Origin of the sequence: Prevotella sp. AGR2160 (assembly GCF_000424185.1) — a bacterium.
GTDB lineage: Bacteria > Bacteroidota > Bacteroidia > Bacteroidales > Bacteroidaceae > Prevotella.
This window is the reverse complement of record NZ_AUJK01000004.1, coordinates 34853-53329: the sequence shown is the minus strand read 5'-3', so window position 1 is coordinate 53329 and position 18477 is coordinate 34853. Positions and strand designations below refer to the sequence as shown.

Annotated in this window: 14 protein-coding genes; 6 read left to right on the top strand and 8 right to left on the bottom strand. The window is 52.6% G+C overall.

The window, feature by feature from the left end:
* Positions 1-60 precede the first annotated feature (60 nt).
* Complete coding sequence (locus tag G604_RS0104085) at positions 61-2001, top strand: alpha-L-arabinofuranosidase C-terminal domain-containing protein (RefSeq protein ID WP_028909447.1); 1941 nt, start codon at positions 61-63, stop codon at positions 1999-2001.
* Here G604_RS0104085 and G604_RS0104080 read toward each other — a convergent pair whose 3' ends face one another.
* Together G604_RS0104080 and trxA are read right to left on the bottom strand one after the other, a co-directional pair.
* Positions 2002-2349 carry a MarR family winged helix-turn-helix transcriptional regulator gene (locus G604_RS0104080; RefSeq protein ID WP_028909446.1) on the bottom strand — a complete coding sequence of 116 codons (348 nt, stop codon included), beginning with the start codon at positions 2347-2349 and terminating at the stop codon, positions 2002-2004.
* 3 nt (positions 2350-2352) lie between these two features.
* Entirely contained in the window at positions 2353-2853 is a 501-nt protein-coding gene (gene trxA, locus G604_RS0104075; RefSeq protein WP_028909445.1) for a thioredoxin, read from the bottom strand.
* Between the two features lie 805 nt (positions 2854-3658).
* Between trxA and G604_RS13455 the strand changes: the two genes are divergently transcribed.
* From G604_RS13455 to G604_RS0104040, 5 genes are all read left to right on the top strand, one after another.
* Positions 3659-7711 (top strand): DEAD/DEAH box helicase, encoded by a 4053-nt coding sequence (locus G604_RS13455; RefSeq protein WP_051220203.1) that lies wholly within the window; start codon positions 3659-3661, stop codon positions 7709-7711.
* Between the two features lie 113 nt (positions 7712-7824).
* Positions 7825-8787, top strand: coding sequence for a methylenetetrahydrofolate reductase (locus G604_RS0104055; protein WP_028909444.1), 963 nt, complete (start codon positions 7825-7827; stop codon positions 8785-8787).
* A gap of 17 nt (positions 8788-8804) precedes the next feature.
* Positions 8805-9947: an ATP-binding protein gene (locus G604_RS0104050; RefSeq protein WP_028909443.1), complete on the top strand. Its 1143-nt coding sequence runs from the start codon at positions 8805-8807 to the stop codon at positions 9945-9947.
* Positions 9948-9962: 15 nt separating this feature from the next.
* Positions 9963-11243 (top strand): regulatory iron-sulfur-containing complex subunit RicT, encoded by a 1281-nt coding sequence (locus tag G604_RS13450; protein ID WP_051220200.1) that lies wholly within the window; start codon positions 9963-9965, stop codon positions 11241-11243.
* Positions 11167-11703, top strand: coding sequence for a gliding motility lipoprotein GldH (locus tag G604_RS0104040; RefSeq protein ID WP_036904568.1), 537 nt, complete (start codon positions 11167-11169; stop codon positions 11701-11703). The genes G604_RS13450 and G604_RS0104040 overlap by 77 nt, the downstream gene beginning before the upstream one ends.
* An 84-nt stretch (positions 11704-11787) precedes the next feature.
* Here G604_RS0104040 and rodA read toward each other — a convergent pair whose 3' ends face one another.
* From rodA to G604_RS0104010, 6 genes are all read right to left on the bottom strand, one after another.
* On the bottom strand, positions 11788-13263 hold the full coding sequence (gene rodA, locus G604_RS0104035; RefSeq protein ID WP_028909441.1) for a rod shape-determining protein RodA: 1476 nt from the start codon (positions 13261-13263) through the stop codon (positions 11788-11790).
* Entirely contained in the window at positions 13244-15094 is a 1851-nt protein-coding gene (mrdA, locus tag G604_RS0104030; RefSeq protein WP_028909440.1) for a penicillin-binding protein 2, read from the bottom strand. The genes rodA and mrdA overlap by 20 nt, the downstream gene beginning before the upstream one ends.
* A gap of 27 nt (positions 15095-15121) precedes the next feature.
* Positions 15122-15622 carry a rod shape-determining protein MreD gene (gene mreD, locus G604_RS0104025; protein ID WP_028909439.1) on the bottom strand — a complete coding sequence of 167 codons (501 nt, stop codon included), beginning with the start codon at positions 15620-15622 and terminating at the stop codon, positions 15122-15124.
* A 1-nt stretch (position 15623) separates the two neighbouring features.
* The gene (gene mreC / locus G604_RS0104020) at positions 15624-16502 is read right to left on the bottom strand and encodes a rod shape-determining protein MreC (RefSeq protein ID WP_028909438.1); all 879 of its coding nucleotides are present in this window, start codon (positions 16500-16502) and stop codon (positions 15624-15626) included.
* A gap of 147 nt (positions 16503-16649) precedes the next feature.
* Positions 16650-17672: a rod shape-determining protein gene (locus G604_RS0104015; RefSeq protein WP_028909437.1), complete on the bottom strand. Its 1023-nt coding sequence runs from the start codon at positions 17670-17672 to the stop codon at positions 16650-16652.
* A 68-nt stretch (positions 17673-17740) separates the two neighbouring features.
* On the bottom strand, positions 17741-18334 hold the full coding sequence (locus G604_RS0104010) for an IMP cyclohydrolase (RefSeq protein ID WP_028909436.1): 594 nt from the start codon (positions 18332-18334) through the stop codon (positions 17741-17743).
* Between the last annotated feature and the right edge of the window lie 143 nt (positions 18335-18477).

Here is an 18477-nt window from a genome sequence, read left to right as displayed (position 1 = left end):
CCACCCCCTTTTATTTGTTTCATTGTAATTTTGTTCCCGGAAACAAACGAAAACAAGAAAATGAGAAAACCTAAAATTCTTTCTGTAATCCTGTGTGCGGCATTGATGGCTGCGGGGCCCCTGGAGGCCCAAGAGCGCACGTTGACGGTTGATGCCGCCAAGGTTGGCGCTCCCATTCAACCGACGATGTATGGCATTTTTTTCGAGGATATCAACTTCGGGGCCGACGGCGGCCTCTATGCCGAGATGGTGGAGAACCGCAGTTTTGAGTTCCCGCAGCATCTCATGGGCTGGCAGACCTTTGGGAAGGTCAGCGTCAACGACTATGAGCCGGCCTTCAGCCGTAATCCCCATTATGTCACCGTCTATCCCAGTGGTCACCGGGAGAAGACGAGCGGCCTGGAGAACCGCGGCTTCTTCGGCATGGGCTTCAAGAAAAATATGAAGTATGACTTCTCCGTCTATGCCCGTCTGAACAACCTCAACGGCAAGGAGGCGAAGATCCGTGTGGAACTCGTGGATGAGCATGACTCCGTCCTCACCCAACAGGTCGTGACGGTCACAAATAACAAATGGCAGCGCTATACTGCCACACTGACAGCGCCAAAGACGGTGGAAAAAGGTCTCCTCCGCATCTTCCAAGCCGGCACGGAAGCCCTCGACATGGACCATATCAGCCTCTTCCCCGCTGACAACTGGCATGGGCTGCGCGCTGACCTCGTGAAGGATCTCGAGGATCTCCATCCCGGCATCTTCCGTTTCCCCGGTGGCTGTATCGTGGAGGGTACCGACCTTGCCACGCGCTACCAGTGGAAGAATACCATCGGTGCTCCGGAGAACAGACCCCTCAATGAGAATCGCTGGAACTATACTTTCCCACACCGAGAGTATCCCAACTACTATCAGAGCTATGGCCTCGGATTCTATGAGTATTTCCTCCTGGCCGAGAAGATCGGCGCTGAACCGCTGCCCGTCCTCTCCTGCGGTCTGGCCTGCCAGTTCCAGAATGACGACAAAGATGCCAATGCCCATGTTGCCCTGAAAGATCTCCAGCCGTATGTCGACGATGCCCTCGACCTCATCGAGTTCTGCAATGGCTCCGTGAATACGAAATGGGGACGTATCCGTGCTAATCTCGGTCATCCGAAACCCTTTAATCTCCATCAGATTGGTATCGGCAATGAGCAGTGGGGACCGCTCTATCCCGAGCGTCTACAGGAGTTTGTCAAGCAGATCCGTGCGAAATATCCAGATATCAAGATCTGTGGCACCTCCGGTCCTTCCGCCGATGGTGACAAGTTCGACTATGGTTGGCAGCAGATGCGCAAGCTCGGTGTCGACCTCGTCGATGAGCATTATTATATGAAACCGCAGTGGTTCCTTGACAATGCCGGTCGCTATGACAACTACAGCCGCAAGGGGCCGAAAGTATTTGCTGGAGAGTATGCCGCCCATGGTGACGGCGAGCGCAACAACTGGGAGGCGGCCCTCTCCGAGGCTTGTTTTATGACAGGGCTGGAGCGTAACGCCGATGTTGTCTATCAAGCCACCTATGCGCCCCTCTTCGCCCATGTCGACGGCTGGCAGTGGAAGCCCGACCTTATCTGGTTTGATAACCTTCGCAGCGTACGTTCCGCCAACTGGTATGTGCAGATGCTCTATGGTACGAACAAGGGAACGAATGTGCTGCGCCTCACGGAAAATGGCAAGGCCGTGGAGGGACAGAATGGGCTCTATGCCTCCGCTTGCTGGGATAAACCGTTGAAAGCCGTCATTGTGAAGATCGGCAACAGCAGTGACCAGCCGCAAGAGATTGCCCTGCAGCTGAAAGGCCGTAAGATTGCTAAAGGTACCATGACTGTCCTCACTGCTGATCCGAAGGCCGAAAATTCCCTCGACCATCCTGATACGGTAGTTCCGAAGCGTCAGACGGTAGAGCCGCAGAATGGCGTCCTCAAGGTAACAATCCCCAAGAAGGCGTTCGTGGTCGTCCGCATGTGATCAAGAATCTAATACATCATTTGCGCACAGCGGCAGGTCGTGGATCTTCTCCAGCACTTCCCGGCCTGCCGGCGTGATGGAGAAGCGCTGACAACGGGAGTCATTCTTACACGTATGGCGGCGGATATATTTCTTCTTTTCCATATTCGCGATGACCTTCGACGTGTTCGAGCGTGTCAAGTCCAGCTCATCGGCGATATCGCCGGCCAGCAGGGACTCTTTCTCCGTAAGCAGACAAAGGAGCATGGCCTCATTGATGTTGAGGCCATACTCCTTTTCTAAATCAGTTTCAAACTTCATGATCTGCCGGTATACCGAGCGGATCTTACAGATACAGCGTGTCTCCATGTTTTACTTCAGCAAGACCTTGTTGACAGCCTCGGTGAGCATCTGCTTATCCATAGCGCCGACCTGCATCTGCGGCTTACCATCCTTCGGGATGAAGAGGAGGCTCGGGATACTGCGGATGCCGAAGACGGCAGCCAACTCCTCCTGTTGGTCTACGTCGACCTTATAGAAGTCAACCTTTCCGGCCAATTCGTCGGCGAGCTCGGCCACGACGGGAGCAGTCGCCTTGCACGGGCCGCACCAAGTGGCGTAGAAGTCAATGACGGCAGGACGATCGCCCTTGTAGACCCATTCTTTCGGGTTGGCGGTGTAGTCCATAATCTTCTCCTTGAACATCTCTGTTGTCATTTCTGTTACCATAGCTTTTTCTCCTTTTGGTTTGTTGTTTTTTACTTGTTCTTTCGTTTGCTCCTTCGGGGAGGCGCTGTGCGCTCCCTGTCCCGTCTGTGAGCAGGCCGCAAGGCTCATGGCGATGACGGCCAGGGTGAGGAAACATTTTCTCATTGCAATGTCAGTTTGGAGGGTCATGATCAATCAAGTCCCTACAGCGTGTTACGTTTAGTTTCCATTGGAAAACGTTGCAAAGGTAATGCCAATTCTCGAGACTGACAAATTTTCCGATGGAAAATATTTCTCTTTAACATTTCTTGGCATCGCTCCTTACGGAGGAACAAACGGCCTCAAGGGTCGCGCCCTGCAAATTCAGGTTGCGCGGATCATGATAAATTATGTCCCCACTGACTGAATATTGACAGGGAATTTCTTACGGGAAAAAATTCGGTTCTGGAAAAGCCAGGTGGCTAAATGACAAGCAGACATGACAATATGACGGGCGGACGCTTCTCTCTTACTAAGATAATTTCGTAAACATCGAGCAGAGAAAATTATCTACGAGAGATATTTTCGTAAATGACGTGTTTCTGACCCGTAAATACCATTGTTTCTTGCATAAATATTAGAAAAAACAGACTAAAACGAATAAATACGCGGGTATTTATGCAGAATATTTTCTTCTTTTATTCTTGTAATTTTATATCTTGCTGTTATTCAGCTTGTTACTGAATTGACCTATATTTGGCTTATTTGCGGACGATAGTTGGACTGGTGAATTATTTGCGAATCTCAAACAGTTTCGGGGTATCAAAAAAGAGGTAATCGCCTATTCTGCTGATACTTTTTTGCGCATGAATACTCCTCATGAGCGGTTCTTTGAGATGCATTGTGCAAATGTAATTTGAAAATTTGCCTTTAGTCTTATAGCTATTCTATTCTTTTTTTGTAACTTTGCGACAAAATATCAAGAAGAAAAATGAAAGTGAAATATACGGATTTGACGGCGGATGAGAGATACCTGCTGTCGGCGATGACAATGGTCAATGACTATGCGCAGGACCATATTTACACCAAGATCTGTAAAGAGGTTCTCACGGCCTCGCAGGTGTCGCAATGCGTGAACAGTCTTAAAAATAAAGGCTGTTACGACAACCAATATTTCCAGGTCGGTATTGAGAATGTCAATCTACATGATGTGGCCCTGGCTAGTTACGACCTCTATGTCGTCCATCCCGAATGGGCGCAGGGCGTGAAGAGATGCCTTCGCCGCTACGGAATCTCCGCCTCCCAGATCACGAAGCTCTATGAGATATTCTTCCAGGGTGACGCGATGGAGATGGACGCCGCCATCGAAAAGACGTATGCCGCTTCTTTCTTCTTCAAGACCCTCGTGGATGTCCTTGAACATCCGAAGTTTCAATATTTCATTTCGAAGATGAGCAGCGGTTTCCACGCCCGCCTCTTTGATGCCGTCCTTGACGAGGTCGTGTCCGGCAGGGCGGCGGTTTCCTGGGAGAAGTTGAAACAGATGTCAGAGGTCCAGGATAAAGTGGAGCATCCGATGGGTATTGGTGGCACGGCGCGTAAGCTGGAGCTTTATAAGTATACGCTGCAGGAGCGTTTCGCCTATTATTATTTCTTTGCCTGCGGTGAGCTGTCCATCGATCTCAAGGAGGCCCATCTCAATCCTTACACCCTCGTGCTCGCCGCTGTCCAACAGCTCCTCGGTGGCAATTATGCCGCGGCCTATAAGTTCTTCACGAAGGCCATGACGGTGCAGAACAAATGCGCGGCGTCGTCATATCGGTTCTCAAAGGGACTCTTCAATGATGACCTTGCCAACTACTGTTTCGCGCTCTGTAACATCCTCGTGGGGACTCCGGCGGCACTGCATAAGAACGAGACGCTGCAGACCCGCCTCGAGCGTGAGCACCACCGTCAGATGGCGACGATTCTGAGGATCTTGAACAGTCTGTTTGTCACTCATAAGGATATCATCTACCCCGCTAAGGCTTACAATGACGAGGAAATGGGAGACATCCGTTACCCGGAGCCCGTAGACTGGCTACTCGCCCTGGTCCTCAACAAGATCGGGAAACTCACGGGGAAGCACAAGCCTGAATGGTGGGGATCGGTGGTGCCCGATCATGCCTTTCTCTGTCATGAGCTTATGGGCGATGAGACCTATCATGCCGCCGGTCTCCCTATCACGACTGCGCTCCCCGGCGACTCTCTCTTCCTCAGTCTTGATATCAAAGAGCCGTGGCGTACGAACCTCGAGCAGCTCATCGCCAGTCTTGACGCCAATACCGCCGATGATTCCCTTGAACAGCGTCAGAAACTACTGTATCTCATCAGTTGGGACTCCCTGCGCCCCATCGTCCGCAAACGGATGAAGAACGGTCGCTGGTCCTCGGGAAGGGAATTGCAGGTCAGCGACTTTGTGAACCTTGAGGGCGTGCCCGATGTCGACGGGTATGACACGAAACTACGCAATGCCATCGATCCCTTTAATTATCGTATCTCACTGGAGAAGGCGCTGCCGCTGCTTATCGGCTGCAAGCGTGTGTTCTTTGTGGATGAGAACTATAACGAGTTGCCCGTGAATATCCATGAGGAACGTGCCTATCTGAATATCGACAAGGAGAAACGGGGAGGCTTCAAGATCACGGCCAACTGGAAAGGAGCGGGGACGACCGTTGTCCAGAATACCGATACTGACTATGCCATCATCACCCCGACGGTCCAGGAGCGTAAGATCTTTGACGCCCTCAGTAAGATACATTCCTATCCCGCCAAAGCTGAGCCCCTCATCACCCAACTCATCGAACAGGCCGGTGCGCAGATCGGCCTGCGCACGAACATGAAGGTGGAGATGGAGAATCTCGACAAGGTCGTCGGCAGGGCCCTGCTGTCGCTGCAGGTGATTCCTACGGAGGATGACGCGTTCCTCATGACCGTCGTCTGCCATCCTCTGCCGTCGATGACGGTCACTCCGGGCCAGGGCAATCTATCCTCCGTGGAGGATTTCGACGGGAAGAAGGTCGTCCTCGAGCGGGATATCAAGGCGGAGAAGAAGAACCTCCGGACTTTCGCTGACGAGCTCGTGGAACTGGAGGTGTGGGAAGCGGATGATGATCCCGAGGATAAGGACACACTGTCGAACATCCGCTTCTCCGTCAGGAACTTCCTCGACTTCCTTGAATGGTCGAAGGACAATGGCGCCGTCTGTGAGATAGAATGGAAGAAAGGCGCGAAGATCACCGTCCACCCGCCTGTAAAGGGTGGCAGCGTGTCCATCAATATCAAGAGCAAGAACGGCTGGTTCGAGATGGAGGGTGACGTGCAGATCGACGAGCAGCAGGTGATCAGCCTGCAGAAGCTCCTCCTCCTCATGCGGGAGAGCAAGGGAAAGTATATCAAACTCAATGACCATGAATATCTCCAACTCACGGGTAAGTTGAAGAAACTCCTTCGTAAGGTGGATAATGTGGCCGTGGAGAACCGCAGCCATCTGCAGATGGCGCCCGCCGCCGTGGCTCTTCTCGGTGATGTCCTCGACTCCGACGAGCTGCAGGTGAATACCTGTCAGGCCCTCGTGGACCTCGAGAAGCGTATCAAGACCAGTGAGCGCCGCCGTCCCCGTGTGCCGAAGATGCTCAATGCCGAGCTCCGCGGCTATCAGCAGGAGGGCTTTGAATGGATGTCGAAGTTCACCGACTGGGGCGCAGGCGTCTGTCTCGCCGATGATATGGGTTTGGGAAAGACGGTGCAGACCATCACGCTGCTCCTTGAGCAGCAGGCTGAGGGGCCTTCGCTCATCGTTGCCCCGGCTTCTGTGGTGCCGAACTGGCGCAATGAGTTGGCGAAGTTCGCGCCGACGCTCCTCGTCTCTATCCTCAACGACAGCCTCGACCGCAAGGCGACAATAGAGCGGGCGAAGGCCGGCGATGTCGTGCTGAGTACTTATGCCATGCTGAATATCGAACAGGAGTCGCTGACGGCGAAGGAGTGGAATGTGGTCTGTCTCGATGAGGCCCATACCATCAAGAACGCGAACACGAAGATGTCGAAGGCCGCCATGCGCCTCCAGGCCAAGCGGAAGGTGATGCTCACGGGAACGCCGCTGCAGAACCATCTCTCTGAACTCTGGAACCTCTTCCAGTTCATTGACCCCGGACTGCTCGGCTCACTGGAGAACTTTAAGAAGAAATATATCATCCCCATCGAGGAAGACCATGACAAGGAGCAGCAGGCACAGCTCCGCAAGCTCATCGCGCCCTTCCTCCTTCGCCGTACGAAGGCAGAGGTCGTGGAGGAGCTCCCCGAGAAGCACGATATCTACATGCCCGTATCGCTGTCGCCGGAGGAGATGGCGCTCTATGAGGCACGGCGGCAGAAGACGGAGAAGGCGCTGAACAACGTCACGAAGGTTGATGTCTCCGTCCTCGCCGAACTGACGAAGCTCCGTGAGATGGCCTGCAGCTGTTCCCTCGTCGACAAGCGGTGGAAGAAAGAGAGTTCGAAGGTACAGACGTTTATTGAGCTTGCTGAGGAGTTGCTAGATGGCGGCAACCGTGCCCTCGTCTTCAGTCAGTTCACCTCCTTCTTCGATGAGGTCCGCAAGGCCATGGACAAGGCAAAGATTCCCTATCTCTACCTTGACGGCTCCACGCCGATGAAGAAACGTGAGAAGCTCGTCAGTGACTTCCAGTCGGGGGCATGTCCCTTCTTCCTCATCTCCCTGAAGGCCGGCGGCTTGGGACTGAACCTCACGGGAGCAAACTACGTGATCCATCTCGATCCCTGGTGGAACCCTGCCATTGAGGAACAGGCCACAGACCGTGCTTACCGTATCGGCCAGAACCAGAACGTGACGGTCTATCATCTCATCAGTGAGCATACCATTGAGGAGAAGATCCTGCGTCTCCATAAGAGTAAGCGGGATCTCGCCGACTCTCTCCTCGAGGGCATGGATGTCAGCCACAGCATGACGAAGGAAGAGCTCCTGAAGCTGTTGATGAAATAATGAGGATGATGTGCGGAACATGATCAATCATGTCCCTACGGCGAAAAACGGGTGTGTTATTCGTTTATTCGCCAAAAAATTGCTAAATTTGCAACCAAAAGCGTTATAGCGAAATGAATATTCCTGAACTCCTCAAAGATAACCGTAATGAGTTGAAATTCTCCTTCGAGGTGCTCCCACCGCTGAAAGGCAATGGCACGGAGTCCCTCTTCAGAACCATCGACTCACTGAAGGACTATCAGCCGACATTTATCAATATCACCACTCATCATAGTGAGTGCGTCTATCTCCAGTTGGATAACGGCCTGCTGGAGCGTCGCCGTGTACGCCGCCGTCCCGGTACAGTAGCCATCGCCGCCGCTATTCAGAACCGTTATCAAATACCCGTTATTCCACATCTCATCTGTGCCGGCGCTACGAAGGAGGATATCGAATATGAACTCCTCGACCTGCAGTTCCTCGGCATCAGCAATCTCTTGCTGTTGCGTGGGGACAAGGCCGCTGAGGACCGCCGGTTCGTGCCTACGCCCGGCGGTTATGCCCATACCACGGACCTCATCAAACAGGTGAACCGGTTCAACGAGGGCTTCTTCGTCGATGGTACGCCAATCAAGCATCCCGGCCGGCATTTCGACTATGGCGTGGCCTGCTATCCCGAGAAGCATGAGGAGGCGCCGAATATCGAACAGGACATTCTCCATCTCAAGGAGAAGCAGGACCTCGGCGCGGAGTATGCCGTCACGCAGCTCTTCTACGACAATGAGAAGTTTTACCAGTTTGTCGATGAGGCGCGGAAGATGGGCGTGACCATTCCTATCGTCCCCGCCTTGAAGCCTTTTGCCAAACTCAGTCAACTGACGGTAGTCCCGAAGACCTTCCACTGTGATTTCCCGAAGGAACTCACGGACCGTGCGTTGACGCTGAAGACCGATGAGGATGCCCGTCAGCTCGGTATCGAATGGTCACTGCGACAGGTGGAAGACCTCAAGGCCCATGGCTTCTGTCATGTGCATTTCTTCACCGTCTCTGCCGTGAAGAGTGTGCAGGCTATTCTGAAAGAGATTTACGGAAAATAGGGGAGGGATGGCCATTCATGCATTTTGATGAGATCATAGGTCAGCAGGAGGCACAGGACAGGCTTGGACAACTCCTCGACGAGCACCGTATTCCTCATGCCCTTCTGATCACGGGACCGGAAGGCTGCGGGAAGATGGCGCTGGCCATGGCCTTCGCACGCTTTCTTCTATCCGACGGCAACAGTGACATCGCCGCCGATGAGGCTCGTCTGCGCAATGCCCATGCCATGCTTGCCAAATGGGAACATCCCGATCTCCATTTCACCTATCCTACCATCAAGAAGAGCAGTTGGCCCAGTGATCATAAGCCCGTGAGTGATGACTTCACGAAGGAGTGGCACCAGATGATTGCCAAAGACCTCTATTTCACTATGGAGGAATGGATGACGGCAATGGGTGCCGAGAACCAGCAGGCTATCATCACCGCCGAGGAGAGTGATGCTATCGCCCATAAGCTCAGTCTGAAAGCTAGTATGGGTGGCGTGAAGATTGCGCTTATCTGGCTCCCTGAGCGTATGAACCTCCAGGCTGCCAACAAGATCCTCAAACTCCTCGAGGAGCCGCCCGAGCAGACCTTTTTCCTCATGGTCAGTGAACATCCCGAACAGCTTCTGGAGACCATCCGCAGCCGTACGCAGCTCTTCCGTATGAAACGTATTGATACGGAGGATATCGAGAAAGCCCTCGTGGAGAAACGCGGCATTGCTGCCTCCGCCGCCCATCGCATCGCCCGTGTGGCCAACGGCAACTGGCTGAAAGCCCTCGAGGAGCTGAATGCCGGCAACGAGAATGTCCTCTTCCTCGATATGTTCAAGATGCTCATGCGCCTCTCCTATCTGCGCAATATCCACGACTTGAAGAAATGGGTCGATATCATTGCCACCTACGGAAGGGAGAAGCAGAAACGCTTGCTCGAATATTTCCTGAGAATGGTGAGGGAGAACTTCATGTATAACTTCGGCAATCCCGATCTCGTCTATATGACGGAAGAGGAGGAGAAATTCTCCGTCAATTTCGCACGCTTCATCAATGAGGCTAATGTCATCGAAATCTCCATGCTCCTGCAGAAGGCACTGCGGGATATCGGACAGAATGCCAACGCGAAAGTAGTATTCTTCGATCTCGCCTTGAACATGATCGTGCTGCTGATTAGAAAATAGTAGATTAAACAAAATATGGATTTTAACAATATGAATTTTGAATCGTGTCATGACTGTGACCGTGGCCTCTGTGCCGCCGGCGTCGGACGTCAGGACCGCCAGCTGAATACCTACGACTGGCTCGCCGATATCCCCGGTAATGCGGAGTCGACGGACCTTGTGGAGGTGCAGTTCAAGAACACGCGGAAAGGATATTATCATAATGTCAACAACCTTGATCTGCATAAGGGTGATGTCGTCGCCGTGGAGGCTAACCCGGGCCATGACATCGGTGTCGTTACCCTCACGGGACGGCTCGTAAAGCTGCAGATTAAAAAGGCCAATCTCCGTTCGGCCGATGAGATTCGCCGTATCTACCGCATCGCCAAACCTGTAGATATGGAGAAGTTTCAGGAGGCCAAGAGCCGTGAACATGCCACGATGATCCAGAGCCGCCAGATCGCCAAGAACCTCGGCTTGCAGATGAAGATCGGTGACGTGGAATACCAGGGTGACGGCAACAAGGCTATCTTCTATTATATTGCCGATGAGCGTGTCGACTTCCGTCAGCTTATTAAGGTCCTCGCTGACACTTTCCACGTACGTATCGAGATGAAGCAGATCGGTGCCCGTCAGGAGGCCGGTCGTATCGGCGGTACGGGTCCTTGCGGCCGTGAGCTCTGTTGTGCCACCTGGATGAAGAATTTCTCCAGTGTCTCCACCAATGCTGCCCGTGTGCAGGATATCTCGTTGAATCCCCAAAAGCTCGCGGGTATGTGCGCCAAACTGAAATGTTGTCTGAACTACGAGGTTGACGACTATATCGAGGCCAGTAAGAAACTGCCGCCGAAGGATGTACAGTTGCAGACGAAGGACAGTGACTATTTCTATTTCAAGAGTGATATCCTCACGGGGATGATCACCTATTCTACCGACAAGAACCTCGCTGCCAATATCGAGACGATCTCTGCCGAACGTGCCCGGGAAATCATTGAGATGAACAAACGTGGTGAGAAGCCCCTGTCACTGCAGAATGACGGGAAGGTGAAGGAAACACCGAAACCTATCGACCTTCTCGCCGATGCTGATGTATCCCGTTTCGACACTGAGGAAGAACCAAGAAAACGGAAGAAGCGTAACCGTAACAATAAAGGTAAGAATAGAAATGCTGCCGCCAAGGGCACTCAACAGCATGGAGGAAAGCCGAAGAATGGGCCCAGGAATAATAATCGGAAAAGAAATGAGAAAGTTAATAAAGACCAGTCTGCTGTTACTTCTGCTCCTGCCACTGCTCCTGACAAGCTGTCTGAAAAATAAGGTCTATGACCATTACGAGCCTGTCGCCGTTTCGGGGTGGGAGAAAAATGACACGCTGAACTTCGCCGTTCCCCGTCAAGAGGAGCCCGGACATTACAGTTCTCATCTCGGTCTGCGTGTCAATCAGGAATATCCTTTCACCGATCTCACCCTTGTCGTGGAGCAGAAGGTCATCCATAATAAAAAGGTGGAGGTGAAGCAGCATAACTTTATCCATCCTCTTGCAGCGCGCTTTGTAGCCTGCGGTAGTGATTCTTATTGTGACACCCTGAGGCTGCGTCTCGTCGATGACAATGGTCGGGTGCGTGGAAAGGGTATCAGTGAGTATCAGTACCGTTTCTATATCGGTAATCTACAGCTGCAGCCATACGATAGCGTCTATGTCTCCGTACGGCATGTCATGAAGCGGGAGATCCTTCCCGGGATTGTCAATGTAGGCTATAGCATGAAGCGCGAATAAGATGGAATTGATCCATTTGCAGGGGCCGCCACAAGGGACGGCCCCTGCAAAGGAAACGTGTTATTCGTAATTGACGCATAGGCGTCAATTACGAATAAGGTTTCTTCCCGCATCAATTCTCAGGAAGATAAAGAGGAGGATGGTGAAGCCCCAGAGGCTACTACCACCATAACTGAAAAACGGCAGCGGAATTCCGATGACCGGTGTCAGACCTAATACCATTCCCACATTGATGAATACATGAAATAGGAATACGCTCAGGACGCAATAGCCATAGACACGTCCAAAGCGGAATGGTTGTCGCTCCGCCAGTTTGATGAGCCGCAGGATCAAGGCGAGGAAGAGACAGAGCACGCCGGCGGAACCGAGGAACCCTTCCTCCTCACCGACGGTACAGAAGATGAAGTCGGTGTCCTGCTCCGGCACGAACTTCAGCTTCGTCTGTGTACCGTTGAGGAACCCCTTGCCGGCCAGTCCCCCCGATCCGATGGCTATCTCACTTTGGTGGACATTATAGCCGGCACCGGCAGGATCCTCGTCTAGGCCGAGGAGGACGTTGATACGTACGCGCTGGTGCGGTTCCATGACATCGTTGAGTACGAAGTCGGCACTGTAGAAGAACGCGATGGAGCCTACGGCGAAGCAAGCGATATAGAGATAGTTCTTCCATTGGGCGGAGATGGCTACGAAGATGAGATAACCGATCATTACGGCACAGATGGCGAGTTGTACGTAGACAACATCGAAATGGATCACGAAGAAGGAGAAGAGAATGGCGGCGATGGTCACGGCGACCATGATGCCCATCACCTGAAGAGCCTGCAACTTCTGTTTGCAATACACCCATATCATCCCTGACGTGAAGGCCTGGACGAGCAATAGAACAACGAATTTCCCTACTGACGTGTGACCGTCCCAGAGAAATACTTGTTCATACTTGATACCCACGACGAAATAGACCACCATCGCCACAGCTGTGAAGAGGATACTTCCCGGCATTCCTTCCCGGTAGAACATCAGGAAGAAACTCAGGTAGACGAGGGCGGAGCCCGTCTCGCGCTGGGCGATGATCTCCAGCATGGGGAGGATGACGATGCCGGCGGCGACAGCGAAATGCTTCCATTTATGGATGTCGAAGCCATAGGTCGACATGAACTTCGCCACGGCCAGTGCCGTGGCAAACTTCGCAAACTCTGCCGGCTGCATACGCAGAGGTCCCAGAACGAGCCACGACCGTGAGCCCTTGATGGTATGCGGGTTGAAGATCGTAGCGAAGAGAAGGAGGAGAAACGCTCCGTATATAATATAGGAGAACGTGTCGTAGAAACGGTCATCGAGCATGAGGATGACAAAGCCCAGGACGATGGACGTGGCGATCCATATAATCTGCATGCCTGAGCGCGTTGCCAGACTGAAGATGTCGTTCTCACCATAGGTATAGCTGGCACCGCAGACACTGAACCAGCCGAAGATGAGGAGGGCGAGGTAGATGGCTACCGTCCACCAGTCTAAGGAACCGAGAACACTCGGCTGACGAACATTATCGATTGGCCTTTCCATAAGCTATTCTACGTTTCTGAAGTTCGGCAGCCTCATTCTCGGCAGCCTTACTGAGTTTACCTGTGATATATTGTTCCATTAGAACTTTACCGATAGGTACGGCGAAGTCAGCACCGAAGCCACCATTCTCGACATAGACCGCCATGGCGATCCTGGGCTTGTTCATCGGTGCGAAGCCCATGAAGACGGAGTGGTCCTGGCCACGGTTCTGCGCCGTACCCGTCTTTCCGCAAGCCGGGAAGGGCAGACCGTTGAGCGCCTTACACGTACCGCCGAGGGCGGAGGCGCGCATACCGGCGACGACAACGTCATAGGCGGCGCGGTTAGCCATTGTCCAGTGCTTCTTAAAGTATTTCGCAGGGAGATGGCGACCTTTGATCTTCGCTACCACATGGGGAATATAGTAATAACCACGGTTGGCGATGGTGGCACCGAGGTTGGCGATCTGCAGCGGTGTGAGGTTCACCTCTCCCTGACCGATAGCGATGGAGATGATCGTCAGACCGTTCCATGAGCCTTTATAGGCATGGTCATAATACTGTGCGTTCGGGATCAGACCGCGCTTCTCTCCCGGCAGGTCGATGCCGAGCTTATAGCCGAAGCCCATGGAGACCATATAGTCACGCCAACGGTTCATGGCAATTTGTACGGTGGGATATTTCGCACGGTCGGACATCATGTGGAAGAGACCCCAACAGAAGAAGCCGTTGCACGAGGTCTGGATGGCCGGAATCACCGACAGCGGAGACGCATGGCCGTGACAACCAACGTGCAGACCTTTGTAGTTGAAGCCGTGGTTGCAGGGATACTGTGTCTGCGGCGTGATAATCCCCTCCGTGAGGAACGTCAGCGCCTGGGAGGTCTTGAAGGTAGAGCCCGGCGGATACTGGCCCTGGATGCTACGGTTCAGCAATGGCTTCCAAACGTTATGCGACAAGTATTTATGCATCTTGCCACGCATCTTTCCTACGAGCTTACGGGGATCATAGGTAGGGGAGGAAGCCATACAGAGCACCTGACCCGTGGAGGGCTCGATACACACAACGGCACCAATCTTGCCTTCGAGCATACGCTCGGCGAGGGCTTGGAGGCGGATGTCGATTCCGAGCGTCAGGTCACGGCCGGCAACAGGACGACGGTCGTATTTGCCATTCTGATAATGGCCCTGGATACGGCCATGAGCATCACGCAGCAGGATCTGTACGCCTTTGATGCCACGCAGATCTTTCTCATAGCTCTTCTCTATACCCATCTTACCGATATAGTCACCGGCCTGATAGTAAGGATCCTCCTCAATATCAGCATCGTTAACTTCACCGACGTCACCGAGGACATGGGCAGCATAAGGATACTCATACTGACGGATGGTACGGCGCTGGATATAGAAACCAGGGAAGCGGAACATCTTCTCCTGGAAGACACTATAGTCCTTGTCGGAGAGCTGAGTCATAAACACCTGTTGGGTGAACTTCGAATAGCCCGGGTTCTTGCTGTAGTCCTTGATATCGGCCAGACGCTGACGAAACTGCTCTACGGTGATACCGAGCGACTGACAGAAGTCAAGGGTGTCGAGATGGCCTTTGGCCTCATTGGTGACAATCATCAGATCGTAGGAAGGCTGGTTGAACACCAGCAGCTTACCCGTGCGGTCATAGATGGCACCACGGGCAGGATATTCGATCTGTTTAAGAAAAGCGTTGGAGTCGGCATTTTTCTTATAGTCATCACTCATCACTTGCAGGGAGAACAGGCGGATGCAGTAGATCACCACTATAGCGATGGCAATGCCTGCGATGACATAGCGTCGGTTGTCCAACTCAAAATCTTTCATCATTTTCTGACTTCCTCCATAAAGTGATTATTTCTTCCTTAGATTTTCGATGACAATGATAAGCAGCGTCGTGAGGATGATGCTGCCCATGACACAGCCCAACCATCGGAGACTGCTGAAGAACTCAAACTGCTCCAAGGAGAAGAATATCGTACAGTAGACCACCACCAGGGTGAACATGTAATAGAAGAATGGGGAGAAGCCCATCGTGCGAATGGAAGGCGTAAAGTCGTCGGCACTGTCGCGTGGGATGAAGGGCCGCATGACATAGGGCTGGAGGAGTCCAATGAGCGTCATGGAACCGGCGGCAACACCGGGAGTGTTGCTGAAGGTGTCAACGGCCAGTCCGATGCCGAAGCACCACAGTAGCACGCCCCACCGCGGATAGTTGCGGCGGAAATGGAGTGCGAACATCACGTAGAGCAGTGGCGTCGCCATGCCGAAGAGATGGATATGGTTGAGCACCAAGGCCTGTGCGAGCACAAGGACGATGAATGTCAGTATCCGGTTGATCGTTTCTATATTCATATCAGTTGTTCTCCTCTCCTTCTTCTTTAGGTTTGATGGAATCTTCCGCGGCGCGCATGATCTGGATGCGCTCCTTCATCATCGCGTCATCAATGACACAGACATCACGCAGATCACCGAAGTCGGTAGCCAACTCAACCATCATGCGGTAACTTAATCCGTCGGGAGAGTTATAGACATGAAGAATCTTGCCGACCATTACACCGGGAGGAAATACGGAGGAATAGCCACTCGTGACAACCTTATCGTAAAGCCGGAACTTTGCGTGGCGGGGCACGTCATCGACCCAGGCATGGCGGCTGCTGCCACCACGCCAGTGGAGGTAACCAAAATAGCCGCGGCCCTGAATGGATACGCTGATATTGCTCTGACTGTTGAGGACAGGGATGACGACGGAGTAGTGGAGGCCAACGAGGTAGATGATGCCCACCACACCGGTGCCGCTGACGACACCCATGTCTTTATGGATTCCGTCGAGGGAACCCTTGTCGATGGTGATGAAGTTGTCAAGTTTGTTGATGGAGTTGTCGACGACCTTCGCGGGGATGAGTTTGTAACTGTTGAGCAGGGCAAACTGGTTATGTTTCATCGCCGTCGTATCCTTGGTGGCCTTCATCAGCCGCTCGTTGAGATCCTCCACCTCACGCTCAAGGAACACGTTGCGCTGGGTGAGCTGCTCGTTGACGGCTGAAAGGGAGAAGAACTGGTCGAGATCGGCATTCCACTCGTAGATCTTCCCCGCAAGGATATTGGCGGATGAAAACCATACACTGCCCTGATAACTGTTACCCTGAAAGAGCAGGACCATGCTGATCACCTCAAGGAGGATAAAGAGAAACCAGTGGTTGTATTTGGTCAGAAATTCTATTAAATTCCTCATATAATCTTTATGCGCAAGTAGGGGCATATCTCCATGATGCGAGCCTGCGGCAGGCATGGAGATACGTCCCTACATGGTTTTGAGGCATGCACGGCGGCAGCCCCCGGAAAGAAGGGCGTACACGGGGCAGGCCCCTACCACGGCCCGTTAGCGCATGAGGAAGGAGAACCGGTCGACATTCTTCAATGCCACGCCAGCACCCTTGGCAACACTGTGCAACGGATCGTCAGCAATATGGAACGGAATATTGATTTTATCTTCGAGACGCTTGTCAAGTCCGCGGAGCAGGGCACCACCACCAGTGAGCCAGATACCGTTCTTGACAATGTCGGCATAGAGCTCCGGCGGTGTGTTCTCAAGGGCCGAGAGAACGGCATTCTCAATCTTTGCCACCGTTTTGTCGAGGCAATGAGCAATCTCCTGATAGCATACGGGCACCTCCATAGGCAGAGCCGTGATACGGTTAGGTCCATGGACGATGAAATCCTCCGGAGCCTCGTCGCCGAGGTCGGTGAGAGCAGAGCCGACATGGATTTTGATACGCTCAGCCATACGCTCACTGATCTTCACGTTATGCTGACGACTCATATATTCCTGGATGTCTGCCGTGAGGTCATCACCGGCAGTACGGATGGAGTTGTTGCTCACGATACCGCCGAGGGAGATGACGGCGATTTCCGTGGAGCCACCGCCGATATCGACGATCATATTTCCTTCAGGTGCTTCGACATCAATACCGATACCGATGGCGGCAGCCATGGGCTCGAAGATGAGGTAGACATCACGGCCGTCGGCATGCTCGGCAGAGTCGCGGACGGCGCGGAGCTCTACCTCCGTGGAACCGGAGGGGACACCGATGACCATACGCAGAGAGGGGGAGAAGAAACGGCTGCCCGTATGCACCATCTTGATCAGACCGCGCATCATCTGCTCGCAAGCCGTGAAGTCGGCGATGACACCATCTTTCAACGGACGGATGGTACGGATGTTGTCATGCGTCTTCTCGTACATCATTTTGGCTTTCTCGCCTACGGCAATCATCTTGTCCGTACGGCGGTCAAGGGCCACGACAGAGGGCTCGTCGACAACGATCTTGTCATCACTGATGATGATCGTGTTGGCCGTTCCCAGGTCCATCGCAATTTCTTGTATGAAAGAGAAAAATCCCATTTTTCTTTTTGTTGTTTTTTATTTCTTTTGTTGGTCCCGGAGAAAAATTCTCCGGGCTGGCATTCCGTTTATTTGGCAAACCACGCGTGGATAGCCGTGTCGTAATGACTGCTCACGCCGAAGGCGCGCTCGGCAAACATCTTGCGGTCTTCAATATCCGTCTGGGCACCCTTCTTGTTGAGAATGTCGAGGAGGACAGGATACTCTGCCTTGCTCGGGACGATGACGACATCCTTGAAGTTCTTGGCTCCGGCACGGATGAGGGAGATACCGCCGATATCAATCTTCTCAATAATATCCTGCTCGCTGGCACCGCTGGCTACGGTCTGCTCAAATGGATAGAGATCAACGATAACAAGGTCTATAGCGGGAATATCATATTCTTTCATCTGAGCCTGGTCGCCGGCATTGTCACGACGCGCCAGGATGCCTCCGAAGATTTTCGGATGCAGGGTTTTCACACGGCCACCAAGAATGGAAGGATAGGTGGTGACATCTTCTACCTTCTGGCAGTCATAGCCCAAGGACTCAATAAATTTCTGTGTACCACCGGTGCTGAGGAATTTTACACCCTCCTCGTTTAGCTTCTTCAGCAGCTCTTCGAGACCATCTTTGTGAAAGACTGAGATCAACGCAGTCTTGATTTTCTTTGCTTCAGCCATATATTTTTTAAAATTTGATATATCAGTGTGCAAAGTTACAAAATTCCCGGGAATAGTTGTGGAAAAAACGCTTTTTTTTTTATTTTTAATAGTTATACTTGTTCTGCCTCAAGTGTAGGGACATGATTATCATATTCCTACAT

What these genes read in the sequence shown, in the direction of transcription:
- G604_RS0104085 (WP_028909447.1), top strand. Translation starts at nt 61, where the DNA reads ATGAGAAAACCTAAAATTCTTTCTGTAATCCTGTGTGCGGCATTGATG.
- G604_RS0104080 (WP_028909446.1), bottom strand. Translation starts at nt 2,349, where the DNA reads ATGGAGACACGCTGTATCTGTAAGATCCGCTCGGTATACCGGCAGATC.
- trxA (WP_028909445.1), bottom strand. Translation starts at nt 2,853, where the DNA reads ATGAGAAAATGTTTCCTCACCCTGGCCGTCATCGCCATGAGCCTTGCG.
- G604_RS13455 (WP_051220203.1), top strand. Translation starts at nt 3,659, where the DNA reads ATGAAAGTGAAATATACGGATTTGACGGCGGATGAGAGATACCTGCTG.
- G604_RS0104055 (WP_028909444.1), top strand. Translation starts at nt 7,825, where the DNA reads ATGAATATTCCTGAACTCCTCAAAGATAACCGTAATGAGTTGAAATTC.
- G604_RS0104050 (WP_028909443.1), top strand. Translation starts at nt 8,805, where the DNA reads ATGCATTTTGATGAGATCATAGGTCAGCAGGAGGCACAGGACAGGCTT.
- G604_RS13450 (WP_051220200.1), top strand. Translation starts at nt 9,963, where the DNA reads ATGGATTTTAACAATATGAATTTTGAATCGTGTCATGACTGTGACCGT.
- G604_RS0104040 (WP_036904568.1), top strand. Translation starts at nt 11,167, where the DNA reads ATGAGAAAGTTAATAAAGACCAGTCTGCTGTTACTTCTGCTCCTGCCA.
- rodA (WP_028909441.1), bottom strand. Translation starts at nt 13,263, where the DNA reads ATGGAAAGGCCAATCGATAATGTTCGTCAGCCGAGTGTTCTCGGTTCC.
- mrdA (WP_028909440.1), bottom strand. Translation starts at nt 15,094, where the DNA reads ATGAAAGATTTTGAGTTGGACAACCGACGCTATGTCATCGCAGGCATT.
- mreD (WP_028909439.1), bottom strand. Translation starts at nt 15,622, where the DNA reads ATGAATATAGAAACGATCAACCGGATACTGACATTCATCGTCCTTGTG.
- mreC (WP_028909438.1), bottom strand. Translation starts at nt 16,502, where the DNA reads ATGAGGAATTTAATAGAATTTCTGACCAAATACAACCACTGGTTTCTC.
- G604_RS0104015 (WP_028909437.1), bottom strand. Translation starts at nt 17,672, where the DNA reads ATGGGATTTTTCTCTTTCATACAAGAAATTGCGATGGACCTGGGAACG.
- G604_RS0104010 (WP_028909436.1), bottom strand. Translation starts at nt 18,334, where the DNA reads ATGGCTGAAGCAAAGAAAATCAAGACTGCGTTGATCTCAGTCTTTCAC.